Origin of the sequence: Asaia lannensis NBRC 102526, assembly GCF_024054035.1 — a bacterium.
Classification (GTDB): Bacteria; Pseudomonadota; Alphaproteobacteria; order Acetobacterales; family Acetobacteraceae; genus Asaia; species Asaia lannensis.
The window spans coordinates 91,416-118,213 of sequence record NZ_JAMXQU010000006.1; the positions used below are offsets into that span (position 1 = coordinate 91,416).

22 protein-coding genes and 1 tRNA gene are annotated in these 26,798 nt (G+C 58.4%); 13 read left to right on the plus strand and 10 right to left on the minus strand.

Annotation, left to right across the window (positions count from 1 at the left end; translation table 11 throughout):
* The first annotated feature begins 276 nt into the window (after nucleotides 1–276).
* Nucleotides 277–2,133: a Hint domain-containing protein gene (locus NF685_RS09610; protein ID WP_222546258.1), complete on the plus strand. Its 1,857-nt coding sequence runs from the start codon at nucleotides 277–279 to the stop codon at nucleotides 2,131–2,133.
* 334 nt (nucleotides 2,134–2,467) lie between these two features.
* Here NF685_RS09610 and trhO read toward each other — a convergent pair whose 3' ends face one another.
* Nucleotides 2,468–3,415 carry an oxygen-dependent tRNA uridine(34) hydroxylase TrhO gene (trhO, locus tag NF685_RS09615; protein WP_252849470.1) on the minus strand — a complete coding sequence of 316 codons (948 nt, stop codon included), beginning with the start codon at nucleotides 3,413–3,415 and terminating at the stop codon, nucleotides 2,468–2,470.
* Nucleotides 3,416–3,715: 300 nt separating this feature from the next.
* On the opposite strand from trhO, the gene NF685_RS09620 reads away from it, so the two are divergent.
* Nucleotides 3,716–5,962, plus strand: coding sequence for a Hint domain-containing protein (locus tag NF685_RS09620; protein WP_252849471.1), 2,247 nt, complete (start codon nucleotides 3,716–3,718; stop codon nucleotides 5,960–5,962).
* Nucleotides 5,963–6,026: 64 nt separating this feature from the next.
* Here NF685_RS09620 and NF685_RS09625 read toward each other — a convergent pair whose 3' ends face one another.
* Nucleotides 6,027–8,390 (minus strand): TonB-dependent receptor, encoded by a 2,364-nt coding sequence (locus NF685_RS09625; protein WP_252849472.1) that lies wholly within the window; start codon nucleotides 8,388–8,390, stop codon nucleotides 6,027–6,029.
* 104 nt (nucleotides 8,391–8,494) lie between these two features.
* Here NF685_RS09625 and NF685_RS09630 point away from each other — a divergent pair, with 104 nt between their 5' ends.
* From NF685_RS09630 to NF685_RS09640, 3 genes are all read left to right on the plus strand, one after another.
* A complete protein-coding gene (locus NF685_RS09630; protein ID WP_252849473.1) occupies nucleotides 8,495–9,331 on the plus strand; it encodes a tetratricopeptide repeat protein in 837 nt (278 codons plus the stop codon).
* A 221-nt stretch (nucleotides 9,332–9,552) separates the two neighbouring features.
* The gene (locus tag NF685_RS09635; protein ID WP_222546255.1) at nucleotides 9,553–10,422 is read left to right on the plus strand and encodes an aldose 1-epimerase family protein; all 870 of its coding nucleotides are present in this window, start codon (nucleotides 9,553–9,555) and stop codon (nucleotides 10,420–10,422) included.
* 85 nt (nucleotides 10,423–10,507) lie between these two features.
* Nucleotides 10,508–11,419 carry a S1/P1 nuclease gene (locus tag NF685_RS09640; protein ID WP_252849474.1) on the plus strand — a complete coding sequence of 304 codons (912 nt, stop codon included), beginning with the start codon at nucleotides 10,508–10,510 and terminating at the stop codon, nucleotides 11,417–11,419.
* Between the two features lie 125 nt (nucleotides 11,420–11,544).
* Here the strand turns inward: NF685_RS09640 and NF685_RS09645 are convergent, their stop codons facing one another.
* Nucleotides 11,545–13,476, minus strand: coding sequence for an alpha/beta hydrolase family protein (locus NF685_RS09645; protein WP_252849475.1), 1,932 nt, complete (start codon nucleotides 13,474–13,476; stop codon nucleotides 11,545–11,547).
* Nucleotides 13,477–13,571: 95 nt separating this feature from the next.
* On the opposite strand from NF685_RS09645, the gene NF685_RS09650 reads away from it, so the two are divergent.
* From NF685_RS09650 to NF685_RS09660, 3 genes are read left to right on the plus strand one after another with little or no spacing between them, the layout of a single operon-like run.
* On the plus strand, nucleotides 13,572–14,228 hold the full coding sequence (locus NF685_RS09650; protein WP_252849476.1) for a DedA family protein: 657 nt from the start codon (nucleotides 13,572–13,574) through the stop codon (nucleotides 14,226–14,228).
* A gap of 53 nt (nucleotides 14,229–14,281) precedes the next feature.
* A complete protein-coding gene (locus NF685_RS09655) occupies nucleotides 14,282–15,199 on the plus strand; it encodes an SDR family oxidoreductase (protein WP_252849521.1) in 918 nt (305 codons plus the stop codon).
* Nucleotides 15,196–15,504, plus strand: a complete 309-nt coding sequence (locus NF685_RS09660; RefSeq protein ID WP_252849477.1) for a hypothetical protein — start codon at nucleotides 15,196–15,198, stop codon at nucleotides 15,502–15,504. The genes NF685_RS09655 and NF685_RS09660 overlap by 4 nt, the downstream gene beginning before the upstream one ends.
* A gap of 183 nt (nucleotides 15,505–15,687) precedes the next feature.
* Here the strand turns inward: NF685_RS09660 and speE are convergent, their stop codons facing one another.
* The 4 genes from speE to fbaA form a co-directional block, all read right to left on the minus strand.
* A complete protein-coding gene (speE, locus tag NF685_RS09665; protein ID WP_222546252.1) occupies nucleotides 15,688–16,560 on the minus strand; it encodes a polyamine aminopropyltransferase in 873 nt (290 codons plus the stop codon).
* An 83-nt stretch (nucleotides 16,561–16,643) separates the two neighbouring features.
* The gene (gene speD, locus NF685_RS09670; RefSeq protein ID WP_222546251.1) at nucleotides 16,644–17,120 is read right to left on the minus strand and encodes an adenosylmethionine decarboxylase; all 477 of its coding nucleotides are present in this window, start codon (nucleotides 17,118–17,120) and stop codon (nucleotides 16,644–16,646) included.
* Between the two features lie 388 nt (nucleotides 17,121–17,508).
* Complete coding sequence (locus tag NF685_RS09675) at nucleotides 17,509–17,826, minus strand: hypothetical protein (RefSeq protein WP_222546250.1); 318 nt, start codon at nucleotides 17,824–17,826, stop codon at nucleotides 17,509–17,511.
* Nucleotides 17,827–17,831: 5 nt separating this feature from the next.
* On the minus strand, nucleotides 17,832–18,941 hold the full coding sequence (fbaA, locus tag NF685_RS09680) for a class II fructose-bisphosphate aldolase (RefSeq protein WP_222546249.1): 1,110 nt from the start codon (nucleotides 18,939–18,941) through the stop codon (nucleotides 17,832–17,834).
* A gap of 296 nt (nucleotides 18,942–19,237) precedes the next feature.
* Here fbaA and NF685_RS09685 point away from each other — a divergent pair, with 296 nt between their 5' ends.
* From NF685_RS09685 to NF685_RS09695, 3 genes are all read left to right on the plus strand, one after another.
* Nucleotides 19,238–19,894 carry a TetR/AcrR family transcriptional regulator gene (locus tag NF685_RS09685; RefSeq protein WP_252849478.1) on the plus strand — a complete coding sequence of 219 codons (657 nt, stop codon included), beginning with the start codon at nucleotides 19,238–19,240 and terminating at the stop codon, nucleotides 19,892–19,894.
* Nucleotides 19,895–20,043: 149 nt separating this feature from the next.
* Nucleotides 20,044–20,823, plus strand: coding sequence for a glutaminyl-peptide cyclotransferase (locus NF685_RS09690; RefSeq protein ID WP_252849479.1), 780 nt, complete (start codon nucleotides 20,044–20,046; stop codon nucleotides 20,821–20,823).
* Between the two features lie 201 nt (nucleotides 20,824–21,024).
* On the plus strand, nucleotides 21,025–21,801 hold the full coding sequence (locus tag NF685_RS09695; protein ID WP_252849480.1) for an IclR family transcriptional regulator: 777 nt from the start codon (nucleotides 21,025–21,027) through the stop codon (nucleotides 21,799–21,801).
* A gap of 173 nt (nucleotides 21,802–21,974) precedes the next feature.
* Here NF685_RS09695 and NF685_RS09700 read toward each other — a convergent pair whose 3' ends face one another.
* Nucleotides 21,975–22,283, minus strand: a complete 309-nt coding sequence (locus tag NF685_RS09700; RefSeq protein ID WP_306414232.1) for a YggT family protein — start codon at nucleotides 22,281–22,283, stop codon at nucleotides 21,975–21,977.
* A gap of 137 nt (nucleotides 22,284–22,420) precedes the next feature.
* On the opposite strand from NF685_RS09700, the gene NF685_RS09705 reads away from it, so the two are divergent.
* Nucleotides 22,421–22,496, plus strand: a tRNA-Ala gene (locus NF685_RS09705).
* 63 nt (nucleotides 22,497–22,559) lie between these two features.
* Here the strand turns inward: NF685_RS09705 and NF685_RS09710 are convergent.
* Together NF685_RS09710 and NF685_RS09715 are read right to left on the minus strand one after the other, a co-directional pair.
* Complete coding sequence (locus NF685_RS09710) at nucleotides 22,560–23,486, minus strand: retroviral-like aspartic protease family protein (RefSeq protein ID WP_252849481.1); 927 nt, start codon at nucleotides 23,484–23,486, stop codon at nucleotides 22,560–22,562.
* Nucleotides 23,487–23,492: 6 nt separating this feature from the next.
* Complete coding sequence (locus tag NF685_RS09715) at nucleotides 23,493–24,428, minus strand: tyrosine recombinase XerC (RefSeq protein WP_252849482.1); 936 nt, start codon at nucleotides 24,426–24,428, stop codon at nucleotides 23,493–23,495.
* A 56-nt stretch (nucleotides 24,429–24,484) separates the two neighbouring features.
* Here NF685_RS09715 and NF685_RS09720 point away from each other — a divergent pair, with 56 nt between their 5' ends.
* A complete protein-coding gene (locus NF685_RS09720) occupies nucleotides 24,485–26,719 on the plus strand; it encodes a primosomal protein N' (protein ID WP_252849483.1) in 2,235 nt (744 codons plus the stop codon).
* The last annotated feature ends 79 nt before the right edge of the window (nucleotides 26,720–26,798 follow it).

The window sequence follows — 26,798 nt, forward strand, 5'->3', positions numbered from 1 at the left end:
CTGTTCGGGAGTCGGTTGAAAAGCTGTGAAACCTGCATCGACGGGCCAATCAGCAGAATTTGTCACATGAGGCGATTGTAATGCGGGCGAATGTGATTGATTTCAAAAATTATTCGTTAAAAGAAAACAAAATAATAGCGGTTTAACAATTATCCATTATTCATGAAATAACTCGGAATCCGCACGGGTTTGTGATCGTATTCCAGAGAACAGGAATGCCGGCTCTGGAGTACTCGGGAGTCCTGTTATGGGATATTTTTGACGGGATAGTCAGAAATGAGTAGTAAAATAACAACAATTACAGATTCTGGCGTAACCTATGAGGTTACGTATAGTACTTCGTGGGGAACAACGACTTATTCTGTTGTTATCACAGACCCGGATGGAAGCGTTCTCTATGATGGATCTATAAAATCCGGTGTAATAAATACCGGTAATGTTGCGATTTCAGACGGTTTCTCCATCAATATCGGTGCCTCCATTCTAGGTGCGGTCTATGTCGTTCCTGCCGGTCTGAGCGGTACCATCAATATTGCAGCCAATATACCGGTCGGCTCTCCTCCGACCATTTATGTTGGGGGAACTGCCACTATTTCGACTGGGTTATCTCTGGCAGGCAGCCTGAATATTCAGGTCGACGGAGGCTCTGCCGTTCTTGCCAACGGTATAGTGGGCGCACTCCTCAGCGGTACGACGGTCACGCTCTCCAATGGAGGCTCTTTCGCCAACGGCAATGGAGGGCTGAGTGTCCTGTCCGGTATCACCATAGACTTTGCGAAGGGCGGTGGCACTTTCGTGGTCAATAGCGGTGGTGCGGTGATCAATCTCTCTACGGTCGAGATAATCAATTACGACCCGCGATATGATGTGATCGAATTCGCGGGTATGACGACGCAGGTCAGTAGCTACACGATCTCGGGTACAGGGACCCAGCGTACGATTGTTCTGTATGACGCCCTGGGGCAGAACGCAGGGGAATACACAGTTTCGCTGGCATCCGGCGTCGTGCTTCCTGCCGGGACCTATTACACGGGATCGTCAGATAGCAACCCTCTGAGCATCAGCCATGTCGATGGAAATACCTATGTCGGCCTATGCTTTCTCGAAGGGATGCAGATCAGCACGCCAGAAGGTGAACGTCCTGTCGAGACGATCCATGCCGGCGATATGGTGCATGTCTTTGCCGAGGGTGAAATGACCGTCCGTCGCGTGCGCTGGGCAGGCATGGCCATTGCGCACGTCAATACGGACAGACCCGAGGATATGGCGGGCTATCCTGTGCATATTCTCAAGGATGCATTCGAGGAAAATGTTCCATCGGCAGATCTCGTGGTGACGCCGGAGCATTGTCTGTACTTCAATGGGACATTCGTTCCTGCACGTATGCTCGTCAATGGTCTGAGTATCTATTACGACAGGACAAAGGTCGAGTATAAATACTATCATATCGAGACTGAGGATCATTCGGTTATCAAGGCCAATAATACGCTGACCGAAAGCTATCTCGATACCGGTAACAGGCATGTTTTCAGAAAGCATGGCAGGTTTTGCGCGATAGGCGGCAAATCGAAGATCTGGAACCAGGACAGTGCCTGTCCCCTGAGGGTCGACCAGGAGCATGTCGAACCGATTTACCGTCATTATGAAGCCAGGGCGAAGCTGGCCGGTATCGAAGACAAGCGCCCTGCCTGTGTCAGGAGTTCCGATCCCGATATCTATCTTGTCGATGATCACGGGCGACATATTCGCAGGGCCAGAGGTAATGGGTCTCTCTGGGTGTTCATGATTCCCGCGCTGACCAATGCGGTCAGAATCATGTCGCGGACAATGCAGCCCAGTCGGGTTATGGGATCATTCGTGGATGATCGGCGGGAACTGGGCGTTCTGATCGGAAAGGCTACATTTTTCGACGCAAGGCGTTTTCATGAACTGACGAAGCACCTGCACGATCCCGATCTCGATGGGTGGAACAATCTGGAGCCCACAGCATGGCGCTGGACCGCAGGAAACGCCCTGTTCCCGCTCGACAGGGAGGATGTGGAAGGTATGGGTATCCTTTCGCTCACGATTGTACCGGCTTCGGAATATCTGGTGTCGGATCATGCGGGCGAACCGGTTGCACTGCGTGCCTGATCGGCGCGACAGGTTTTATCCATTTCTGCTGAACGACACAGACCGTACGCCTCAGTAAAACGGCGCGTACGGTCTCTTATTCGTCCTGTTGCAAGAAATGCTGTGTTCGCAGTCTGCTGAAATACCCCGGCGGCAAATGTTCCGTAGGCAAAGGCGCCGAGAGGCAACGGTTATCTGGGGCGCCTTTCCCTGGAAAAGCCTTTTCCCGATTGCCGGATGAGCCGGTCCGGGAATTCTGCCTTTCAATGTCTGACAAGGGCGTCAGCGATCCTGAGCGATCCCGTTTGCAAGCGGTCGTGCATTTTTGCGGTTTCAGCCCATGCTCGCAAACGGATTACGATGAGTGTTGCCCCTGCTCGGTCCCGATATGATGGGTGCCTCGCGCACGGGCGAGGTCTTCCTGATGCTGACGGGCGGCATAGCGGGCGCGCTGGGCCTCTGTGCGTTCGGCTGCACAGGCGGGGCATTGTACGCCTTCGATGAACAGCGGCGACTTCTTGTCTTCTTCGGAAACCGGACGTCGACAGGCGTGGCAAAGAGCGTAGTCGCCGGGCTCAAGACCATGGCGTACGGTTACGCGCTGGTCGAACACGAAGCATTCCCCTTCCCACAGGCTTTCGGCCTCGGGCACGTCCTCCAGATATTTGAGAATGCCACCTTTGAGGTGATACACGTCTTCAACACCTTCGGAGAGCGCGAAAGCCGTGGATTTCTCGCAGCGTATGCCACCTGTGCAGAACATTGCGATTTTTGGTTTGCGACCCTCTGCTTCAAGCGCGGCCCGACGGGCGCGGAACCATTCGGGAAACTCGCGAAAGCTCTGTATATCGGGGTCGATTGCCCCTTTGAATGTGCCGACAGCGACTTCGTAATCATTGCGCGTGTCGATCAGAACGGTATCGGGATCGCTGATCAGGGCGTTCCATTCGGAGGCAGGTACATAATGGCCGACCCCCGTCAGAGGATCGATATCGGGTTGCCCCATGGTGACGATTTCACGCTTCAGACGCACCTTCATACGGTTGAAGGGCATGGTCTCGTCGTAGGAAAGCTTCCATTCCAGCGCATCGCAGCCGGGCAGTGCGCGGATATGGCTCAATATAGCCTCTATCCCGTCGGCGCTTCCTGCAATCGTGCCGTTTATGCCTTCGCGTGCCAGAAGCAGCGTGCCCTTGATACCGTGCTCAAGGCAGGCATCGAGCAGAGGACCGCGCAGGGCGGCCGGATCGGCGAACGGGGTAAAGCGATAGAGAGCGGCAATGCAGATAGGCGCCTGCGCCATAATGAAAATTCCTGAAACCTTGATCACGTTAGGACAGGTTTCATAGCGCAAATCGGGGGAGGAAGCCTATCAAGAATGGCCGATCGTTAAATCTGCGTCGTACTCATGCGCAATAGGATGAAGAGATTATGAACAATAACGGTGATTAATCATTATGATCCTACAGGCTGTCGAATTTAACGAAGTTTGTTGATTAAGCCGTTAAATCTGATTGCGGAGCGGCGAAGAGCGCGACTAAGACCCACATGATGATCGCCCCGACGACATCAGACGGCTGCGATTGCACCTGGGGGTAGAGCGATGGCAACGACGACGGTCCTGAGCGGGGGAAGCTGGTCTGCAGTCAATAGCAGCGGCGTTACATGGTATGTGAGCGGTAGCGTCTCTGCGACAGGCGCTGTTGTTTTTTCCAGTATCAATAGCCTGACAATTTCCAGTGGCGCAGTCGTTTCCGGCGCGCTGCTATCAGGTGGTATTCCGACGGTATCCGTTCTCAATGGCGGCGCCATGATTTCCTCGACGGAGATCAACGGTTATCTGCGTGTTGCCAGCGGTGGCACCATATCGGACAATACGCTCAACTCCGATGAGGTCACGCTTTCTTCCGGCGCCAGCTCGATCAACGATCTGTTCCTCAACAGCGGCTCTGTGGCCGATGGCGATGCGTATGTCTATGTTTCGTCTGGTGCGTCGCTGATTGGGGCCACCATGACGAATGGTGCGCAGGCGGGTCTGACCGCTTATGTCTCATCTGGAGCGACAGTAAGCGACCTGACATTGGGGTCTGGAGCAGGAGCGACGGTTTCTTCCGGTGCGTTTGTTTCTGGAACGATCAACACCGGCTCCGGTAGTGTTCTTTCCCTGGCGACGGCTTATGGAAGCGGTAGCGCAACCATTAACACCCAGGCCAGAAATCCGGTCATTCTCTCCGGTGGGACATGGTCTGCCGTTCTGCGCGGTACGACAACCTATTATGTCAGTGGACAGGTGTCAGCGACAGGGCCTGTCGTGCTCTCCTCGATTTCTACTCTGGTAATTTCGAGCGGTGCTGTTGTGTCGGGCGCTGTTGTCAGCGGCGGCATACCGACTGTTTCGGTAACAAGCGGTGGCATTCTTGAAAACTCGCTTGTTCTGAATGGGTATGTCTCGGCGCTGAACGGCGCCACATTATCGAGCAACACGCTTAACTCAGATATAGTCATGCTCTATTCGGGCGCCAGTTCCATACGGGACACCTATATCAACAGCGGTTCGGGTACGGATAGTCTATCCGATGCCACTGTCTATAGCGGTGCAACACTGGATACGCCTTATATCGGATCGGCCAATGCCGGTTCGTTTACGGTGACTGTGTCGTCGGGCGCATCGGTGACCAACCCAACTCTGGTGCAGAGCGGGGGCAAGCTCGTGGTTTCGGGTGGTACGCTCACGACAGATACGACCGCACCCTGCTTTTTGTCCGGGACCCTGATCGAGACCGCAGACGGTCTGAAAGCCGTGGAAGATATACGCATCGGCGATCGGGTGCTGACCTATGCCGCGACCGATTTCGAACGCGGCATTGCTCTGGCACGTGAAGTAATCTGGGCGGGACGAACGTCAGCGCGGATCGATCCGGGCCAGCCTGACGATCTGTCCGGTTTTCCGGTGCGCGTGGCCAGGAACGCACTGGAAGATGGTGTACCGTTCAAGGACCTGCTGATTACGGCCGAACATTGCCTGTTGATCGATGGTGCGTTCGTGCCAGTACGCATGCTCGTTAATGGGCGGACGATCCGTTACGACAAGACAATCAGCGCATACGAGTACTATCATATTGAAACCGAAGATCATGCGATCATCAGCGCCGATGGTGCCCTGAGCGAAAGCTATCTCGACACAGGTAACAGACAGTCGTTCAGACAAGCGGGCAAGATCCATGCATTCGGCAGTCGAAAGCTGGACTGGCATGACGCAGCGGCAGCGCCATTGATGACAGACCGTGATTTTGTGGAGCCGATCTACCGAAAGCTCGAGTCACGGGCTGACGCCCTGCATGATGCGGGCGATATCAGCAAGGACAGGGCGATCACCCACGATCCGGATCTGTATATCGTGACCGAATCAGGTGAGTGGATCGGTCAGCACAGGCGCCAGAACGGGCAGTATGTCTTTGCCCTGCCGCACGATACGCAGGATATACGCCTCGTTTCGAATAGTAGTCGCCCCAGCGATGCAATTGCGCCTTATCTCGACGACCGTCGCACGCTGGGCGTTCTCGTCGGGGATCTGAGGATTTATGACAGCTGGGGAACGATCGAGCTTGCCGATATCCTGACGAGTGCCACGCTGGACGGGTGGAACGATATCGAGCCTTGCGGCAGACGCTGGACGAACGGCAATGCACGGGTGACGCTGCCTGAACGCCGTCCTGGAGGGATATCCCTTCTGGCCCTGAAAATCGATGCGGCTGGGCCGTATGTCATGCAGTCGTCAACGGAGATGGAGACGATTACAGCAATCTCATCTCCGGTAGAAAACGGGTCGGATCGCAGAAAATCTGCCTGACTGCCTGTCCAGCACACAGAAAAATCCGGTCCCAGACCGGCTTTTTCTGTTGGAGCTGTTTTTATCAGTAGCTGAGACTGATCTGCCCGAGGAATGTCCGGCCAGCCGATGGCGTGGCACGGTTGGAAAACAGGCTCTGGTAATTCAGGCGATTGGCCAGATTGTAGCCATTGAGCGAGACCTTCCAGTGTTGGCCTAGACGATGCGAAATGACGGCATCGAAATCGAGATTGGCCGGGACTTTCAGCGTGTTTGTGGTGTTGAGCCACACATGCTGACGCCATGTCACGCCGCCGCCGAAAGACAGGTTATAGGGCGTGGTAGGGAAAGCTTCGTAAACCGACCAGAGCGTGGCCTGATTATGCGGCACATACTGCACCTGTTTGCCGATTGCGGCAGCCGTATCGGAGGCCAGTGTGTCGCTGTCATACAGGGCATAGGTGGCCGAGATATTCCAGTGACGGGTAATCATGCCGCCCACGGAAAGCTCAAGACCCTGATTGCGCTGTCTGTCGCTCGATCCCTCGACCTGACCCGTGACAGGATCGGCATTGATGGCGTTGTTCTTTTCCAGACGGAACAGCGAGGCGGTAAAGCCCATGCGGTCATGAAACGCGCTGTACTTCGCGCCGATCTCGTAGAGGCTGGCTTTCTCCGGGCTGGCAAAGCTGTTCGTGCCGGGGCGAATGGGTACGGAGCCATTGGTCACATACATGCCGCTTGGCGTGGTCGAGGTTGCCCAGGTGAAATAATAGGTCTGATGGGCGTCAGGCGTCGCGACAAGGCTGACATTGGGGTTAAAGACGCTGCTGACCTGATGATAATGAATATCGGGGCTGGTCGCGACATTGCCGCCCGTCAGGTTGTAGCTGGTCTGCCAGCGATCCCAGCGGAAGCCACCCTTCACCGACAGCCAGTTGGTGAACCAGATCTGGTCATAGAAGAACAGGCCGGTATCAAAGCCATAGCCGTTTGAATGTGATTTGGCCCCCAGAGCACCGAGGCTGACCAGCCCACCCGGATTCAGATCGCCAGGCACCAGAAGCAGATTGCCGACATAGGGGTTGGGGTTGACCAGTGAGGCATAGGGCTTTGCTTTGAGATAGGTCGATTGCGAGCGCACATCGTTGACGCGTTCGAGATCGAAACCTGTCACGATCTGATGCTTGAGAAAACCCGTATGAAAATCGGCCACCATCGAGCCGACATTCTGCACCGACCAGCTTGTCTGCTGATAGGGCAGGGGCGCCATATAGGTGCCCGGACCTGTTCCTTTGCCCGCACCGCTCGGCCCGGATCGCGCAACCAGTGCCGAAGCCGGATTGCCGAGAAAGTAGTTATTGACGCAGGTCGTGTCGCATGTGGCCTTGGAGGCTGCGAATGTACGGTAGAATTCGCCGCCACGCAGATCGTCGTAGAATTTGATATGGTCGTTGAGTTTATATGAGAAACGCGCTGTTTCCATATTGTCGTTGGTCGCGTTCTGATCGTTGTTCGTGCCGTAGAAATTGGTGCGCCGGATACCGTATTCGGTAATCGGTCCACCTGTTTTTGCACCTGGCGGGGTCACGACCGGCACGCCGAAATCGGGAATGGAGTTCTCCTGCTGGTGCATGTACTGGAGCACCAGCGTGGCCTTGCTGCCCAGTCCGAAGGCGATGGACGGCGCGATGCCCCAGCGATGCGAATAAAGGAAATCGCGCCCGACAATATTGTTCTCGTTGCCCATACCGGTAATGCGCAGGGCCGTATGATCGTCGAGCTTCTTGTTCACGTCGAGCACGCCACGATAATACGAGCCCGATCCACCGTTGAATTCGGCTGAATAATGATCGCGCAAGGTCGGTGTCTTGGTCACCATATTGATTGCGCCGCCAGTCGTGCCATTACCGAAGACCTCGGATGACGGACCCTTGATGACCGAGATGGTCTCAAGATTGAAGGCATCGCGGCTATAGACACCGAAATCGCGCAGGCCGTCCTGATAGATGTCATTCTGCGCCTGGAACCCGCGTATCAGGAACTGGTCGCCATTCATGCCGCCAGCGCCTTCACCGATGGATGAGGTCACGCCCGGCACGTTGCGCAGGGCCTCATCGACCGATTTCACGTTCTGTTGCTTCATGAGCATCTGCGGCACGATATTGATCTGCTGCGGCGTATGCAGCGCATCCTGAGGCATGCGCGACAGGCCGATGGGGTCTTTCAGCGTGTTGAACCCATTGCCGAGCACGGTAATCTGCTCATCGGGCTTTTCTTCACGGCTGCGCTTGTCGGTCGGATGTTTGTCGGCCTTGCGCTGGCGTTGCGGTTTCTTGTCCTTGCGGTCGTCTGTCGCATCCGTTGCGGCATGGGTTTGAGTCGCTCCGAGAATGATCCCTGTGAGCATCGGTAACAGAGACAGTGATTTGCGCGAGGGGGACCGCATAAGGCGCGACGCTCCGTGAAGTTGCGAGGATTTCGCAACTGCTTACGCGGGTCGCGACTAAGTCGCAATTGCTTTATTGCGAAATGTGTGTAGATTTTTGCGAAATGTTCAAACTCTTCCTTCGTGATGTGCACGCTGCGTGCAGGGCTATGGTCTTGCGTGGTTTGCGCAGGCCTCATAGCCGTCACGCATGGCGCAAGGCTGCGCGTGCGCTTGCGAAGGCCGAACCGTCGTCACGCTATGCGCGTCTGCCCGACGATATCGAGACTATCCGTCAGAAGGCCCGTGCAGGCCATGTGCTCGAACAGGTACAATGGGGTCAGATCCTGCGCGAGAGCGTGTATATGCCGCCTCGGCCCGATCTTGCTTTCAAATGGTTCGAGAGCGCCGCTCTGGCCGGTTTCGGTCCGGGTCTGAACATGCTGGGGCGCTGTTATCAGTTCGGCTGGGGATGCACGCTGGATCTGTTGCGCGCTGCGGCCTGTTACGAGCAGGCCGCCGTCAGGGGCGATGTCTGGGGGTGTTATAATCTGGCGATTCTGACCATGCGCGGGCTTGGGGTGGAGCAGGATCTTTCACGTGCGCTCTGCCTGTTTCAGGCCGGTGCGCAGGCCGGACACGCCAAATCGATGAATCTCTATGCCCGTTTTCTCGAAGAGGGATGGGAGATCGCGCAGGACAGGGTTATGGCAGAGCACTGGTATCGACGTTCTGCCGAGTCAGGCGATTATCGTGGGCAGCATAATTATGCGACGCTGCTTTGCGATCGCGGAGAGTACGACAAGGCCCTGGAATGGTGGCGTAGGGCAGCGTCAGAGGCGACTTCGGATATTCTTCTGGCCATGCGCAGTCGTCTGGAAATAGCCGGGATACACGGCGATACGGCTTTGCTCGATCTTGTATGCGAGCGTCTTGCCGGTCTCGAACGCATGGCCCGATAGTCTGAGCGGGCTCATGCTGACCGAATTCCGCAGCTCAATTTTTCGTATGCGGCGCTTTCTGGACAAAACGTCGCTGGAAAATCGAACGTCCGGCAGAAGCAGGCTCACGAAACAGTCTCTTGATCTGATCGTTTTTTTGGGGAAGGTCGTTGGGCCGACGACCTCCGGGTCCGGTTTGCGGTCGGCATATAACCGGCCCGATGAGAGGGGAACGATCAGGAATGTCTGACAGCCACGTTTTCAGTAACGGGACTTATACAGCCCGCGTTTCCGCTCTCGGAGCCGAACTCTGTTCGCTATGCGATCGCACCGGGCGGGAGATCATGTGGACGGGTGGGGCATGGCCGCGCCACTCACCGGTCCTGTTTCCGATCGTGGGGCGTCTTCGCGATAACCATGCCCTGATCGATGGGCTGGACTATACGCTTACCCAGCACGGGTTTGCGCGCGATCGTTTGTTTCGCTGGGTGGAGCGCAGCGAAACCGGATGCACGCTGATGCTTGAGGACGACCCCACAAGCCGCACGCTGTTCCCTTCTGCATTTCGTCTGATTCTGCGTTACACGCTCGACGAGCAGGGACTGCACGTTCATTACACACTGGCCAATCCCGACAGCAGAAGCCTTCTTCATGCTTCGCTTGGCGCCCATCCGGCTTTCATCTGGCCTCTGACCCCCGATACGGCAAAAGACAGTTATGTGCTCGATTTTGACGCACCGGAGCCCGGTTCCCTTGCCCTGTTGCAGGAAGGGCTTATTGCCGAAGGTGAGCGCCCCAATCCGATGGATGGATCACGTCTCGCCCTGAACGACGATCTGTTCGAACAGGATGCCCTGATTTTCATGCATCCCGTCAGTCGTCAGGTGAAGTTCCATGCCCCCGAGGGCGAGGCCCTGCTGTTTTCGTGGCACGGTTTCGAGCAACTCGGTATCTGGATGAAGCCGGGCTCCGATTTCCTCTGCCTGGAACCGTGGATGGGCTACGCAAGTCCGGTCGATTTCGACGGACCATTCGAGCAGAAGCCCGGATTGCTGCATCTCCCGCCCGGAGGGAGCTGGGAGGCAGGCTGGTCGATACGGGTGGAGGAATAAGGGGCTGTCATCATAACATCCCTTGCATCCCCGGACCGGTGATGGAACGCTCCTGCGCTTCAGATCCCCCGTTTTTCGAGGCCCCATGACACGACGCTCGCTTTGCGCCTTTTCGGCGCTGCTTTCTGCTGCTGCCCTGACCATTTGTTCTCCGCATGCGCTGGCATGGGGTCCCTATGGACATGCGATCGTTGCCGATATCGCCCAGAGCCGTCTGACCCCTCAGGCGCAGGATGAAGTGACCCGTTTGCTGGCGCTCGAACATCACCAGACGCTCGATCAGGTTGCATCATGGCCCGATACGATCGGTCATGTTCCTCCGGAGAAGGGCGGCCTGCCCCAGACCCTGCCCTGGCATTATGTCGATACCGACGCGCAGTTTGCGACTTATGACAAGGCACGCGATTGCGGCGACGATATCTGCGTGACTGAAAAACTGCCTGAGATGGAAAAGGTACTGGCCGACCCGAAAGCGACACCGCAGGCGCGTCTGACGGCCCTGAAATGGGTTGTGCATCTGATGGGCGACCTGCATCAGCCGCTTCATGCCGCAGAGCGCGATCACGACAAGGGCGGCAACATGGTCAAGGTCTCGTATTTCGGTCAGGACCGTCAGGGGCATGAAAACCTTCATTCCCTGTGGGATGAAGGCATTATGGATCATGAGCGCCATCTCGTTGTCGGGCCGCATTACAGCATCGATTTTGCCAAAGCGCGTGAAGAAGCCGATCGACTGAATGCCCAGATCACGCCGGGTCAGGCCGCATTCTGGGCGGGCGCTCTTGCGCCTGCCACCATGCATGATGCGGTGGTGCAATGGACCGATGAAAGCCACGGTCTGGCGCGGTCCGTTGCCTATGGTGCCCTACCCGCCGGCAAGACGAAAGATCTTGGCGAGGCTTATACCGCCATCGCCTTTCCCGTCATCGAAACACGTCTGCAGCAGGCCGGGGTACGTCTGGCCGATGTCCTGAACACGGCACTCACGACACACTGACGCGCTTGCGTAACGTCCCGACAGGTCCGGTCTGCAAGGTGTCTGACCTGTCGTGGCGCTTCAGGCCCCGAAGAGAGGTTTTGCCCGGGCGCTTCGGTCATTCCAGGTATCTCGATAGCTCTGGCTCAGGCGGACCTGGTGCCATCGGTGCGGAAAATGCGTTGATAGAAATCAAGTTCTCTGGCGAAGCTGTCGGTCAGTGTGTCCTGCTGGCGAAAGCCATGACCTTCGCCAGCATAGACATGCATTTCCGAAAGACGTCCGCGCGCGCGTAACGCGTCGTGCATGGAGCGTGCCTGATCGAGCGGCACGACCTTATCCTGATCGCCATGCAGGAAAAGAGTGGGTGCGGTAAGCGTGTTGACATGGCTCAACGGGGACCGTTCGAGATACAGGGCTTCCTGCTCGGGATAGGGACCGATGAGCCGATCGAGATAACGGGACTCGAATTTATGGGTCTCTTCGGCAAGGGCGCGCAGATCCGTCACGCCATAAAGCGAGCATCCGGCGGCAAAGACATCCGATGTGGCGAGTGCCATGAGAACCGTCAGCCCGCCTGCACTGCTGCCGCGTATGACGCAGCGCGAGGGATCGGCCAGACCACGCGCGACGACATGCTTCACTGCAGCGATACAATCCTGCACATCGATGACACCCCATGCGTCATTCAATGCCTCACGATAGGCTCGACCAAACCCGGTCGATCCCCGGTAATTGACGTCGAGCACGGCAAAACCGCGACTTGTCCACCACTGCACCTTGAAGGAAAAAGCCGCACTGGCCCGGCCTGTCGGACCGCCATGCGCCATGACGACAAGTGGCGGTTTTTCACCGTCGGCAATGTGATGATGACGGTTGACCGGTGGATAATAGAGCGCATGGGCGATGGCATTGCCGGATGTGGGAAATGTCAGTTTTTCAGGTCTGGAACAGTCCTGCGCATCCACTCCCGAGGGAAAATCGAACGCCTGCCGGATGATGGAAGGAGGGTCGTTCATCATGATGGCTTGCGGTGCATCGGGGGCCGCGCCGAGCCATGCAAAACGACCTTCTACCCAGACAGGCACCTGGGCCGCGTCGATATCCGGACAGGCTGTCCATGTTGAACCGTCGAGCACGGCAGTATGGGAGAGGCCGTTGCGGATCACCTGAGCAAGGATGCGGCCGTCGGGCAGGACACGCAGGCTATGCTGGCCGAACACCCAGTGTGGAAAACCTGTTTCCCCTCCCGGATCGGGAAGAAACACGGGCATGGCTTCAGCGATGCGCTCTCCTTCAGAAGGCAGCTCCGCGATGTGAAACCGGCAGGGCTTCCACGTTCCCGGTCCGTCATGGCTGACCAGAAGCGTTTCGCTGTTTTCCCACACAGGATCGACGCAACTGCATCGCGTCGTCTCACCGGCCAGACATGTTGCCTCCCCCGTTTCAGGGCGTCCGTCGTGCCAGTCCAGAAGTGCGACCATGAGACGCGTGGCGTCCCACGGCATGTCGGGATGCGACCAGCTGATCCATGCAAGATGGCTGTTATCCGGCGCAGGGCGCGGCGATGCGTAGAAATCGTCTCCTTCGACCAGAACGCGTTCGCTGTGCCGATCGAGCCAGACGATGGCGGCAGCAGGCTCGCCTGCTACGCGGCTGTCTTCCCGCACGCAGAAAACACCGCTTTCCGTGGCGTCGAAGCTGAAATCGGCATAGGCACAGCCAGGTGTGCTGGCCAGAGCCACCACACTGCCCTCGGCCTCGCGTAGCGATACGGCACCGGTCTTGCGGTCGCTGAACACGATACGCTGGGAGGGAGAGACCGTGTAGGCGCCTCCGCCATATTCATGGACGCTTGTGCCGACGGAGCAGTTTGCAGACAACAAATCCCGGGGCGCTTCCCCACGTTTGACACTAACCAGGGCCGTGCGGCCCCCTTCCTGCGGTCTGCCTTCGAGCCAGTATACCCTGTCTCCCTGGGCCTGAAGTTCGGATAGGGAGACGCTGCGCCCTGCAACAAGGTCGGTCGAGACCCAGGAAGGCCAGAAACCGGGAGGAAGCGAAGATGGATTCGTCATGGAACTCAGAATAATCCGACGAAAAGCATCTGACGAGTTTTCCTGAGAGCGGCTTTCAGGCATCAAGTCGGTCTCTTAATTGCCATGCCTCAAGGATGAGAGCCCTGCTGCATCTTCTGGAACATCTTCTCAAGGAATATGGCTACGGCATTATCGGCGTCGTGGTCATGCTCGAAAGCATGGGTCTTCCCCTGCCTGCCGAGAGCCTGATCATCGGCGCGTCGCTTTATGCGGCCACGACCCATCATCTTGAAATACGCTGGATCGTGGTTGCGGCTGTAACCGGGGCTATTATGGGCGATAATTTCGGTTATCTGATCGGTCGCTCCATCGGTTACAAGCTGCTGCAGAAACATGGTACCAAAGTGGGTCTGACCAAGGAGCGCCTGCTGCTGGGGCGTTTCCTGTTCAAGCGTCATGGCGGTCTGGTTGTGTTTGTCGGGCGTTTCGTCGCCGTGCTACGCGTCTTTATCGCTCTTCTGGCCGGTGCAAACCATATGCCGTGGAAATCATTCCTTTGGCATAATGCCCTTGGTGGCGTGTTCTGGGCTGGCGGCTATGCCGTTGCGACCTATTTTCTCGGCAAGGAAATTTTCAGCCTTTCCGGCCCCCTTGCCATCGGTCTCGGGTCAATCGTGGTGGTGGGGCTGGGCGTTGCCCTTTATTTTCTCAAGAAGAACGAGAAACGTCTGACCGAAGAAGCGCTCAAAGAAGCCGAAGCCGAGGAACACTCGGGAAAGGCCGCATCGTGACAGAGACAATCGAGCCGGTGTTCGACCGGTTTGCCCACCAATCCTGCGAGGGCATGACAGCAATCGTCACCGGGGCGACCGGCGGTCTGGGGCTGGCAACCGCGCGCGGTCTGGCGCAGGCCGGAGCCGATGTGATCGTGACCGGTCGCAATGCCGAAAAAGGCCGGGCAGCACTCGCTGCCATCCAGTCGGATTGCCCGAGTGCGACGCTTCGCTTCGAGGGGCTCGATCTGGCGTCTCTTGCCTCTATCGCGCGTTTTGCCGAGCGTATGGGCAGCCAGCCTGTGCATATCCTGATCAATAATGCAGGTGTTATGGCACCCGCGCATCGCTGTGCCACTCAGGACGGGTTCGAACTCCAGTTCGGGACCAATCATCTGGGTCATTTTGCGCTGACCGGGCGCTTGCTGCCGTCGCTCGTGGCCGGGGAAGCGCATATCGTTACCGTGGCATCGCTCGCTGCATGGCGCGGCGCCATGCCTCTGGACGACCTCAATGCGACCGAGAGCTATCGGCGTTTCGCACGCTATAGCCAGAGCAAGCTGGCCAATCTCATGTTCAGTCTCGAGCTCGACAGACTTGCCCGGTCTGCGGCGCTGCCTTTGCATGTTCGCGCGGCCCATCCCGGATGGTCGACAAGTTCGATCATCACCAATAGTGCGGCGTTCGGCCTGACGGGATCGCCTCTGGGTCGCGCCTTTTCGCGCGTACAGGACCGGCTGGGCAATTTCCTCTTTCGTCTGATGGGGCAGGATGTAGCGTCCGGCGCCGAGTCGATCCTTTATGCAGCCATAGCCAATGCTGCGCGTGATGGCGGTTACTACGGCCCGCAGGGTAAGGGCGAACGCCGTGGCCCTCCCGGACCGGCCGAGATTCCGCCGCAGGCTATGGGGCTTTCCCTCAGGGCAAAGCTCTGGCAGGCTTCGGAGAACATGACCGGTGTCCGGTATGACTGGGAGGTTGTCCGATGAGCATGACCCTGTCCGTATTCAAGGAAAGCCTGCAAGACGGCATTCCACCCGATAACATTTCTCCCGCTCTTCTGGCGCTCTGGTGGGCGAGAAAGGAAGACTGGGCCGCAGCTCACGAAATTGTCCAGTCCAACGAGCGCGATGCGGACTCGAACTGGGTTCATGCCTGGCTGCATCGTGTGGAAGGCGACAACGACAACGCGCGTTACTGGTACCGTCGCGCAGGTCATCCCATGGGCCATGGGGAGATCATGGACGAGTGGCAGACGATCGTGATCCGCCTGTTGAGTGGTTCAGGATATTAGGCTTCATGGGGCGCTGCCCCATACCCGGCCGCAGGGTAGTCGCCTTCAGAAGACGGGTGTCTTTCTGGAAATCTGCTGCTGGCAGAACGGGATCGAACTGCCCCGTCACGGGTGCAAGGCAGAGCCCCGTGTACCCCCCGGACAGACGGGCGCGATGCTGGCGCCTGTCCGGGGAGAGGCCGATCAGCCTTCCTGCTTGGGAAGGTTCTCAGCGATATAGGGTGGCAGGTTGAAGCTGCCGACGTGGATTTCCGGTGTCCAGTAGCGTGTGGTGCCCAGGATACCGGCCGCTTCGGCGCGGGTACGCACGTCTTCCACTGACTGCTTCGTGGGGTTCACGCCCTTGGCGGCAACGCCGAGCGTCATGAAGCCACCGACATAGGTCGGGACGGCAGCAACATAGGCCGAGACATGCGGGAAGAAATTGGCGCGTCGCAGGCTGGTTTCACGCAGCTCATCGGCCTGCATGAAGGGCACGCCGCACTGGTTGACGATCAGACCCTGTGCCGAAAGGATGCGGGCGCAATCCTTGTAGAACGCGTCGGTGAAAAGCACTTCGCCCACGCCGATGGGGTCGGTCGAGTCGACGATGATGACGTCGAACGAACCGTCTTCGGCCTTGGCGACGTAATCGATGCCATCACCGACGATCACATCGGCGCGCGGGTCGTTCCAGGCATCGCCTGCAATATTGGGGAGGTGCTGCTTGGAAAGCTCGATGACCGCGCCATCGATCTCGACCATGACGGCCTTTTCGACGGTCTTGTGCTGAAGCACGCGACGGAGCACGCCACCATCGCCAGCGCCGATGATCAGCACGCGTCTGGCATCGGGATGCGTCAGAAGCGGCACATGGGTGAGCATTTCCTGATAGACGAATTCGTCGCGCTCGGTGATCTGGATAACGCCATCGAGAACGAGCACGCGGCCGTGGAAATCGCTTTCGAAAACGACGATGTCCTGAAAATCGCTTTTGACGCGTGCCAGCTCGCGTGTGACGCGAAAACGCTGACCCCAGTCGGGGTAGAGGGTTTCGTTGATCCAGGATTCAGACATGAGGCGGTCTCTCCCAATTTGTTCAAAAAAAAGGCCGGGCAACGGGCCCGGCCTTATCTGCTTTCAAGCGCAGCGCAACGCGCTCAGCCTGCAGGTGCAATCTTTTCGCGACCGCGACGCACTTCGTCAGAGACGACGCGACCAGCCTGGAAAAGACGCTGCATGACCGGAATCGTCAGATTCGGGTCGCAGGCGCCGCACATGAACACGTCCACGGCAGCAAAATTGCGCTCGGGCCATGTGTGAATCGAGATGTGGCTTTCGGCCAGCACGATCACGCCCGACACACCGCCATTGGGCGTGAAGTGATGGAAGTGGCTGTGCAGGATTGTTGCCCCTGCGGTAACCGCTGCCTCGCAAAGCGTGGCGTCGATTGCTGCGGGATCGTCCAGGTTCGTGGCGTCCCAGAAATCGATCAGCAGGTGATGACCGGCGAAGCGTTCACCATCACGCTCAATAAAGTAATCCTTGCACACCTCTTCATGAGATGTGTTCGATGCGACAGTCTGGTTATCTCTCGGGAGTCCCGATACCATCCCCAGTTGAGCAAGTGCGTTCATCACGTACCTCTAAACCAGCAGACAGCCTGTTGGGCAACATGCCCCCTTGGGCCAAGGCCGCCCGATTAAAGGTCATGCCCCCCCGATGCAAGGTTTTTCTGACCCGGTCACCATATTTTCTTCATAACGTTACCAAAGGCGGATCGCCAGGGTGTAGCCCCCTGCGGGAGGTGACAGATGGACGAACCCTCTTGCCCCGGGTTGGGTCCGCGGCCGGGGCACTTGTCGTGTGGCAGGCGGATCGGGAAAAACTGTGCGATAGGCCCGGAAACGGCGAGGTTTCGGCCTGCTGGCCGCTGCGCGATGCGGCTCAGGCCGGTTCAAGCTTTGCGGAGTCGCGGTGGGTCAGGCCGGGCGACATGGCATAAAGGCCAGGAACGGAGGGCGTTCAGCGTCGCGAGGGGGAGATGACCCTGAAAGCGCCCACATAACGCATGTCCTGCAACAGGGGCGAGCACGCCGCGTCGAGCGTTGCAAAAGCGTCTGGGTGGTCGTTGCGGAAGTTCAGATACGCCCGATGAGTCGTCCATTCGTCGATGGCAATATACTCGCCAGGCTTCTCCAGATCGGCAATGAGCCGCGTACCGAGATAGTCGCGCACATTGCGGTAGAGGCGCGCCCATGGACCCTCAGGTCCATAGGTCGATTCGAAAATCTCGATCTGGCTCGGGACAACACTGAAAACCCGGACGATCTCGCAAGACACGGTCTTCAGTCCCTCGTTGCGATGGATCTGCCCTTTGAACCCAGATCGGCAAAGGCTTCTTCAAGGCGGTCGACAATGCTCTTTTCGCCCACGCGCAGCCATTTGCGCGGGTCGTAGAACTTCTTGTAAGGCGCATCGGTCTCGGGATCGATCTGGTGCAGGAAAGCCTTGGAGTGATCCAGCACGTATTTGCCGATGCCATTGGCGAACGCAAACTGCACATCGGTATCGATGTTCATCTTGAACACGCCATAGGATACGGCTGCGGTGATCTTGTCTTTCTCCGAGCCCGACCCGCCATGGAACACGAGGGCCAGAGGCTTGGGGCCAAGACCGGTCTTCTCGGCGACATGCTCTTGCGAATGAAGCAGGATTTCAGGGCGCAGCTGGACGTTGCCCGGCTTGTAGACGCCATGCACATTGCCGAAAGACGCAGCAACCGTGACGTGACCCAGCGGGGAGAGCCGGTTCCAGGCGGTCAGCACATCCTCAGGCTGCGTGTACAGATGGGCATTATCCTCATGATCCTCGAGATCGTGCCCGACGCCATCTTCCTCGCCGCCGGTAACGCCGAGCTCGATTTCAAGGCTGATACCCAGCTTGGCCATACGCGGCAGCAGGCGCGCACACTCTTCCAGATTGCTTTCCAGCGGCTCGGCGGAAAGGTCGATCATATGCGATGAGAAAAGCGGCGGGCGTCCGGCGGCCACTTCCTTCTCGCTCAGATCGAGCAGGCCCTCGACCCAGGGAATCAGTTTACGGTCTGCATGATCGGTATGAAGGATCACGCAGATTCCATATTCTTTCGCCAGAAGATGGACATGATGGGCCATGGCGGCAGCGCCCAGAACACGGGCCTTGTGCTGGTCCGCCAGACCTTCGCCTGCATAGAAGCGGGCACCGCCGTTCGAACACTGCACGATCACATCGGAGTTGTTGCGCGCAGCCGCCTCAAGAACCGCATTGACGCTGTCTGTGCCGACAACATTGACAGCCGGAAGGGCATAACCGCCTTCCTTGCAGGCCTCGATCAGGGTGAGATAGTCATCACCTGTGACAACTCCCGGGGGCAGGGCTCGGCTGGGGCGCGACGCATTCGGGTTTGTAGGGGTCATAAGGATCTCATGTCTCTGAAAACGGGTCTTCGAGGCCAATTTATCGCGATACGGACCCGGAATGCCTAGACCTTTCCTGGACACATTGAAGTCATTCTCGTTGCAGTTTTGAATGATTGTCGCCTGGGCGACAGTTTTGCCTTGCGCTGATCGACCCGTTCGGTCAGTTCTGGGTTCTGCTTGCAGGCGGTCACCGCGTTTGCGTCTGACTGTCCTGCTCGACATCAGGCCCCTGCTCTCGATGAGATCAATGTGTCAGACGGATGGACCGGTTGAATAAGAACGAAGGAAGCATCTTGCCCGAGAATGACGATACGATACGCGAGAGTGCGTCCTGCAACGCGAAGCGACGTCAGATCCTCGATGGCGCAGAGGCGATCTTTCTGGAGTCCGGTTATGAAGGCGCCTCGATGTCCCAGATCGCCTGCCGCGCAGGGGTATCGAAGGGCACGCTCTATAATCATTTCGAAAACAAGGCCGACCTGTTCGGCGCCGTGATCGAGGATCTGAGCCGTGGCAAGCTGGCCCCGGCAATCTGTCAGAGCTACCTCACCACCATGAGCTGCGAGGCTGCTTTCACGCAGCTGGCCGAACGCTTCATCACGGTTCTTCTTGAGCCTGGACCGCTGCGCCTGTACCGGATCATCGTCGCTGAGGCCCCGCATTTTCCGGATCTGGCCGATACGTTCTGGCGTCACGGCTTCGGGCGGACGCTGAATACGGTCACGCAGTGGGTCGAGCACTGGATCGAACAGGGCGCAATCGCAACGGACGATCCCCTTTTTGCCGCAGAGCAGTTCATGGCGCTGTGTCAGACGCGCCTCGTTCAGCGCAAGCGTTTTGAACTGCCGATCGATTGCAGTGAAGAGCAGATCCGTTCAGTGGCGGGTCGTATAGGCAGGGCCTTCATGGCGATTTACGGAACGCCGCATGACCGTCCGGCCGCATCCTGAGACCGGCTTTCGGGCGTGATCCTGAATGACGGTATCTCGCAGGGTAAAAGGCGGCTGAATAAATATGGCGGTCGAGCGAGGGTGATTATTGCAAACGGAGTACGAGAGCGTATAGCGGGGCAAAAGAACTGCCGCTGAAGGGCTGCCCCATGGTCAAATCTGCCGCCCGTTTTACCTTGTTTCTGGGGCTGGCTGTTCTGAACGGTCCGGGCCTGCCGGTTGAGGCAGAAGCTGCCGTTCCTGTCCTGCCCGTGCAGATCGTTGCGCGTTACCCGCACGATCCTTCGGCCTTTACCGAAGGGCTCCTGTATCGTGACGGGTTTCTTTACGAGAGCACGGGCCTGTCCGGTCGCTCTGTCATACGCAAGGTCGCCTTGCAGAGCGGGAAAACCCTGAGTCAGACCACCGTGCCTGACGGTCATTTCGGTGAGGGTATCGTCGATTGGGGCAATACCCTGATCAGCATCACATGGCGCAGCGGTAACGGCTATGTCTGGAATTTTCCGTCTCTCACCCTGAAAGATCATTTTACCTATACCGGGGAAGGCTGGGGGCTGACTCACGATTCCCATACGCTGATCATGTCGGATGGAACGTCCTGCCTGAAGCGTCTCGACCCGGTCACGCTGCATGTGATCGGACGGCTTTGCGTGACTGCCGATGGTATTGCAGTGAATAGACTGAACGAACTCGAATATATTCACGGCGAGATCTGGGCCAATATCTGGATGACACCCGAGATTGCGAGAATCGATCCCGAAACAGGTCAGGTGAAATCGTGGGTCGATCTGACAGTTCTTGAAGAACAGGTTAATCTGGACGATCCGGATGCGGTGCCGAATGGTATCGCCTATGACCGGACAACAGACAGAGTATTCATCACTGGTAAATACTGGCCGTATCTTTACCAGATCAGATTTCCGGGATAGAAGAAATAATTTGTGAAAAAATACGAACTACTACAGTCTTGATTACATAGATGTGAACAAAAAACGAAGATAAAGGTTTATTCGGACAGCAATAACGTTATGAGATGCTCTCGCGCCCTAGGTGGAGCAAGAACAACCCTCATAGCGAACGACAAGCCCTTCAGAAGACCAAGGCACCGTTCAGAACACATGGAGCGGCACGTGGCATATTCGGATAAAGACTGGCCTCAGGGCACACAGACCCTCGGTCGCGGTCTGTCGATCATTCTGGCCGTAAAGGCTGGAGTCGACACTCTTTCCGAACTGGCTCTGGAAATCGGGTGTACGCGCAGCACGACACAGCGTCTGACTGCGGCCCTGCTCCAGCAGGGCTGGCTGCGTCTGAAATCTATGGGGCGCTACGGTCTGGGTGAGAAGCTGACAACCCTGACGACGCAGGCCCAGGCCGTGACACCGCTTCTCGGGCTTGCCACCCCGCTCCTCCAGCGTCTGAACGAGACGACGGATCGCATGGTCCATCTGGGTGTGCGCTCGGATGGCGGGGTGATCTATATCATGAGGCTGGACGGACGGACGCCGCTTTCTGTCCGTACCGGAACCGGGCAGCATGTGCCGCTTGCGCGTACAGCCGGGGGCCGTGCGCTCATTCTTGACGAGGATGAGGCAGAATGGGCGCGTCATTATCGCACCAGCTACCGCCACATGCCTGCCGGGCTATCCAGCTGGGTCAATCGCATGCGCTTTTACAGGGCATCGGATTGCGTGTTCGATCTGGAAGATGACGAGATTGGCGTTCACTGCGTCGCCGTGCCTGTACGGGATGCATCGGGGAGTATCGTTGCCTCGATCAGCATCACCGGTGGTACGGGCGATATGCCGCTCATGCGCATGAAGGCGCTGGCGCCCCAGGTGCGTCACACGGCGTCGCTGCTTTCGGCCAAGCTCGGCTGGCATGAATTCAGCGATGTCGCCGATTAGGTGCAGGATGCGGAATGCTGGGGGATCTGTCTGAAACCCCGCATTCTGCCGCATGATTTCTCGACCACCTGTCAGAGGCTGCGGCTCGTGGTCTGAAACGCGGATCGTATGGCCGGACACGGCCCTGAGCCATATTCTTCCGTTAGTGTGGTCGTCGGTGACAGTAAGGGTGTTCAGTACCCTGCGTGCAGGGAAGCGAAGACCAGACGGTTGAGAACCGGCACGACGAGATATTGCAATCCGAGCAGAACCGCGAGCGGGCTCAGATCGAGCGCGCCGAATTGCGGCAGGATGGACCGTACGGGGTTGAGCACAGGCTCGACGATACGTCCCAGAAAGATCACGATATTATAGACGAAGCGGTTGCCCGGATCGAGCAGGCGAAACCCGACGAGCATGCTCATGACGCAATAGAGCAGCAACGCCCAGGTGAAGAGCTGAATCAGCATCATGATGATGTTGTAAATGGTGAGGATCAGCAAATCGGGTCTCTTTGTCAGAAGGGCTAAGGCCCCAGTCTAGCCGCGCAGGGCTGTTCGGCACAACAGGATGTGCTCTGGCTTACGGTTTGTCATTCTTGACTTTGATGAGAGACCGTGTAGCTTTTGCAGCGTTCCGTGGGGCTGTAGCTCAGATGGGAGAGCGCCTCGTTCGCAATGAGGAGGTCAGGGGTTCGATTCCCCTCAGCTCCACCATGGAACGCTTCCCCGTATCGCTGTTCTTGCCGAACTCTGCCCGATTGACGGTTGCGCGCCTCCTCAGCGTACCCAGACCTGTCCTGCGCTGAACGAAATCCAGATATCGTGCTGGGCAAACCAGTCTGCGCCCAGAAGCATGTCGGCATCGTCGCGCATATCCGAGACGGTAAGAACCGGGTTTGTCCAGACAGGGTTGCCGCTTCCGGGTTTTTCCTCCTGAAGATGCAGGGCATGGAAATGATGCCAGTGATACCAGCGCGCATTCAGATCCACACCGCTCGTCACCCCTCCCTGATCGCGTCGCAGCACATCGTCGGAAATACCCATGGAATGGGCGAACCTGCGTGACAGGATATGCGAGCGCGCCCCGCTATCCACCAGAGCCAGACCGTCATGGCCATCGAGTGTGAAAGACAGGGTCAGGCGTGTTCCTTCACGTCTGGCACGCAGCGTCGTGTAGCCAGCGGGCCAGGCAGGTGCAGCCAGGCAGCGCCCGTCGCCGGGGACGGCACGCCAGAGCGTAAGGCGCTGTCGGGGCACATTGAATTCAATATCCATGCCATGCAGCAGATCCACACCCATCAGTCCCGCGACGGGCGGTGTCAGCGACGGCAGGCCGGGCAGGGCGCCCAGGGGGATGGAGCGTTGACCGAGCGGAATGGTGCCAAGTGCAAGCGAGCGTATCAGCATATTCGGGGCAAGCTGACCGCGCCCGTTTGGCCCCTGGATAACGGTCGCATGGGCCGGGTCGGGCGTAAGACGCAGCGCCGCTGCCGCTTCGGGGATAATCAGGCTGCCTTCGGACCCCGTATCGACAATGAACCGTGCCTGACGGCCATCCAGCACGACCGGCGCATTGAGAAACAGCCCGTCATTATGGAGCGGAATATCGGCAATACGCTGCGGTGCGCAGGGCGCAGACCAGGCCCGGGCGATCGACAGACCTGTCGTAAAGGCAAGGAACAGGGCGGGGAGAAGGCGCGGCATGACAATCTATTTCCTTGCGCGTGGATGAGCCTGCCAGACGGCAAGGAGATGGCGTTCGTCGGCCAGGGTATAGGCCTGGGTGGTGGAAAGACTGGCATGGCCGAGAAGTTCCTGTATCGCACGCAGATCGGCACCTCCTTCCATGAGATGCGTAGCGAATGAGTGCCGCAGGGCATGGGGGGTCGCACTGGCATCAAGGCCGCTCTGATCGCGCCACGCCTGCATGACCCGTCGTGCCACGGCTGGCTGAAGCCTCTTGCCACGCAGGCCGACGAACAGAGGCGCGTCGGGAAGCGGGCAGGGATGCTGACGACGCCATGCCGTAAGTGCCTTGAGAACGCTGGGCAGGACGGGAACGATACGCTCCTTGCCTCCCTTGCCTATGACGCGCAGTCCGGACTCCGCGGCACGATCGCAGTCGCGCACATCGAGGGCGAGCGCCTCGCCGATACGCAGGCCTGCGCCATAAAGCAGGGTAAACAGGGCCTCGTCGCGTGCGGCACAAAGGGGGTGCAGGGCCAGGGCAGCCATTTCGACAGGGGCGGCACGCGCAATATCGCGCGAGAGCGGGCGGGGCAGACGCTTGCGCGTTTTGGGGGCCTTCATCTGGCGAAGCGCACTGGCACTCAGCCCATGGCGCAGGGAGAGATACTGGAAAAACGACCGCAGCGCGGAGACCCGTCTCGCACGAGAGCGGGCGCGTCCATCCGGTGTGCCACGCCCTGTTTCGGAGCGGCTGGCATCGAAAGCCAGCCATGCGCGGAAATCGCTCGTTCTCAGGGTCGAAAACGCGTTGAGATCGGGTTCTCCTCCCAGATGCCCGGTGAGAAATGCCAGTGCCGAACATACATCGTGACGATAGGCGATGACGGTATTGGGACGTGCCCTCTTTTCGAGTGCCAGCCAGTCGAGCCAGTTTTCAAGACATTCATGCATCAGCATGACGTCGGACCTCGTCTCGGGTAAGAGGACAGGACAGAAGGGGGCGCTTGGGCAGCATGACAGAAGCGAGCTTAGAGAAGCTGGACGCAGATGGCGAGAGAGCCGTGCGTGTCAGCGTGCTGCTGCCACTGCCATTTCCGACGCCGCTCGATTATCTGGCGCGTGAAGGAGCGCTGTCTCCCGGCGATCTGGTTGCCGTGCCTCTTGGGCGACGTCAGGAAACGGGCTGTGTGTGGGATACGCAAAACGATGTCCCTGCCGATTTTGCGCCGGCGCCTGCACGTTCTGTCCCGATGGCGCGGCTCAAACCCGTGCTCGAACGGCTCGACATGCCTTCCCTGCCCGGCGATCTGCGGCGTTTCATCGACTGGCTGGCCGCCTATACGCTGACGCCCCCCGGCCTTGTTCTGGCAATGGCAATCCGTGCCCGTCACACGGCGCCTACGCGTGTCCAGCTCGGCTGGATAAAGGGCACCGCCGATACGCAGGGCGTGCGTATGACAACGGCCCGGCAGCGCGTGCTTGACGCAGTCGGGGCCGAGCCTGTGTCTACTGCTACGCTGACTGCCGAGACGGGCGTCTCACCGGCTGTCCTGCGCGGTCTGGCTGCTGTGGGGTTGCTGCAGGAAGCGCCTCTGGTGCTTGCACCGCTCTTCGCTCACCCGGATCCGGATTTTCAGCCGCCGCATCTTTCACAGGAGCAGAAGGACGCCGCAACTGAGCTGACGGCGGCCGTACACACGCGCAGCTTTGGTGTAACCCTGCTGGAGGGCGTCACCGGCTCGGGCAAGACGGAGGTTTATTTCGAAGCGATTGCTGCCTGTCTGGCCGAGGGGCGGCAATGTCTCGTCCTGTTGCCTGAAATTGCCCTGTCCACCCAGTGGACCGACCGTTTCGAACGACGTTTCGGCGTTCAGCCTGCACTGTGGCATTCCGAACTGGGTGGCAAGAAACGGCGTGAAACCTGGCATGCCATCGCACAGGGGCAGGCCAGTGTCGTTGTGGGCGCGCGTTCGGCGCTTTTCCTGCCCTTTCCCGATCTCGGGCTGATCATCGTGGATGAGGAGCACGAATCAGCGTTCAAGCAGGAAGAAGGCGTTACCTATCACGGGCGCGACATGGCGATCGTGCGCGCGCGGCTTGCAGATGTGCCTGCCATACTCGTATCCGCCACACCGAGTCTGGAAACGCTGACCAATGTCGAGACGGGGCGATATCGTCACGTGGTGTTGCACAGCCGTCATGGCGATGCGACCCTGCCTGATGTGCAGCTGATCGACATGCGGCGCGCGCCTCCCGAAAGGGGGCAGTTTCTCTCACCGGCGCTGATCGATGCCATACAGGCCACTTTCGAACGTCAGGAACAGGCAATGCTGTTCCTCAACCGTCGGGGTTACGCGCCGCTGACACTGTGTCGTGCCTGCGGTCATCGTATGGAATGCCCCAATTGCTCGGCCTGGCTTGTGGAGCACAGGGCAAGGCAGATTCTGACCTGTCATCATTGCGGGCATAACGAACCCCTGCCGGACACCTGTCCTGCCTGCGATGCGGAAGCCAGCCTTGTTGCTGTCGGTCCGGGAATCGAGCGCGTGCATGAAGAGGCGAGGCTCCATTTTCCCGAGGCGCGTATTCTGGTCATGGCCTCTGACACACTCGGGTCGCCCTCGGCCACGGCAGAAGCGGTCAGGCGTATCAGCGAACGCGAGATCGATCTGGTGATCGGGACGCAGATCGTTGCCAAGGGCTGGCATTTTCCTGATTTGACCCTGGTCGGCGTGGTCGATGCCGATCTCGGTCTGGGCGGGGGGGACCTGCGTGCTGCCGAACGGACCGTCCAGCTTCTGCATCAGGTGGCCGGTCGCGCCGGTCGTGCGGAAAAGCCTGGTACTGTTCTGCTTCAAAGCTATCTTGGCGATCACCCCGTCATGAAAGCGCTGGTCTCGAACGATTATCTTGCTTTCATGGATCAGGAAGCGGCGCAGAGAAAACCCGGGTTCTGGCCACCGTATGGGCGCCTGGCCGCATTGATCATCAGCGCCGACTCAGCCGAAGCGGCCGACAGGGTTGCCGCCATGCTTGGCGCGCGCGCGCCCGATCTTCCTGGCGTGCAGGTGCTTGGGCCGGCCCCGGCCCCGCTGGCCATTCTGCGCGGTCGTCACAGGCGTCGGCTTCTGCTGCGCACAAGACGCAATGTCGCGGTGCAGCCGATTCTCAGGCACTGGCTCGATGGGGTCAAACTCTCCAGCCATGAGCGCATCGACGTCGATATTGACCCGATTTCGTTTCTCTAGGTCTGGCTTTGCCGGGGGCCTTTATGGCGCGGGCGGCTGAACGGATGCGCTTCAGATAGCCCAAAAGGGGCGCTGCGCC

What these genes read in the sequence shown, in the direction of transcription:
- NF685_RS09610 (WP_222546258.1), top strand. Translation starts at nt 277, where the DNA reads ATGAGTAGTAAAATAACAACAATTACAGATTCTGGCGTAACCTATGAG.
- trhO (WP_252849470.1), bottom strand. Translation starts at nt 3,415, where the DNA reads ATGGCGCAGGCGCCTATCTGCATTGCCGCTCTCTATCGCTTTACCCCG.
- NF685_RS09620 (WP_252849471.1), top strand. Translation starts at nt 3,716, where the DNA reads ATGGCAACGACGACGGTCCTGAGCGGGGGAAGCTGGTCTGCAGTCAAT.
- NF685_RS09625 (WP_252849472.1), bottom strand. Translation starts at nt 8,390, where the DNA reads ATGCGGTCCCCCTCGCGCAAATCACTGTCTCTGTTACCGATGCTCACA.
- NF685_RS09630 (WP_252849473.1), top strand. Translation starts at nt 8,495, where the DNA reads ATGTTCAAACTCTTCCTTCGTGATGTGCACGCTGCGTGCAGGGCTATG.
- NF685_RS09635 (WP_222546255.1), top strand. Translation starts at nt 9,553, where the DNA reads ATGTCTGACAGCCACGTTTTCAGTAACGGGACTTATACAGCCCGCGTT.
- NF685_RS09640 (WP_252849474.1), top strand. Translation starts at nt 10,508, where the DNA reads ATGACACGACGCTCGCTTTGCGCCTTTTCGGCGCTGCTTTCTGCTGCT.
- NF685_RS09645 (WP_252849475.1), bottom strand. Translation starts at nt 13,476, where the DNA reads ATGACGAATCCATCTTCGCTTCCTCCCGGTTTCTGGCCTTCCTGGGTC.
- NF685_RS09650 (WP_252849476.1), top strand. Translation starts at nt 13,572, where the DNA reads ATGAGAGCCCTGCTGCATCTTCTGGAACATCTTCTCAAGGAATATGGC.
- NF685_RS09655 (WP_252849521.1), top strand. Translation starts at nt 14,282, where the DNA reads ATGACAGCAATCGTCACCGGGGCGACCGGCGGTCTGGGGCTGGCAACC.
- NF685_RS09660 (WP_252849477.1), top strand. Translation starts at nt 15,196, where the DNA reads ATGAGCATGACCCTGTCCGTATTCAAGGAAAGCCTGCAAGACGGCATT.
- speE (WP_222546252.1), bottom strand. Translation starts at nt 16,560, where the DNA reads ATGTCTGAATCCTGGATCAACGAAACCCTCTACCCCGACTGGGGTCAG.
- speD (WP_222546251.1), bottom strand. Translation starts at nt 17,120, where the DNA reads ATGAACGCACTTGCTCAACTGGGGATGGTATCGGGACTCCCGAGAGAT.
- fbaA (WP_222546249.1), bottom strand. Translation starts at nt 18,941, where the DNA reads ATGACCCCTACAAACCCGAATGCGTCGCGCCCCAGCCGAGCCCTGCCC.
- NF685_RS09690 (WP_252849479.1), top strand. Translation starts at nt 20,044, where the DNA reads ATGGTCAAATCTGCCGCCCGTTTTACCTTGTTTCTGGGGCTGGCTGTT.
- NF685_RS09710 (WP_252849481.1), bottom strand. Translation starts at nt 23,486, where the DNA reads ATGCCGCGCCTTCTCCCCGCCCTGTTCCTTGCCTTTACGACAGGTCTG.
- NF685_RS09715 (WP_252849482.1), bottom strand. Translation starts at nt 24,428, where the DNA reads ATGCTGATGCATGAATGTCTTGAAAACTGGCTCGACTGGCTGGCACTC.
- NF685_RS09720 (WP_252849483.1), top strand. Translation starts at nt 24,485, where the DNA reads ATGACAGAAGCGAGCTTAGAGAAGCTGGACGCAGATGGCGAGAGAGCC.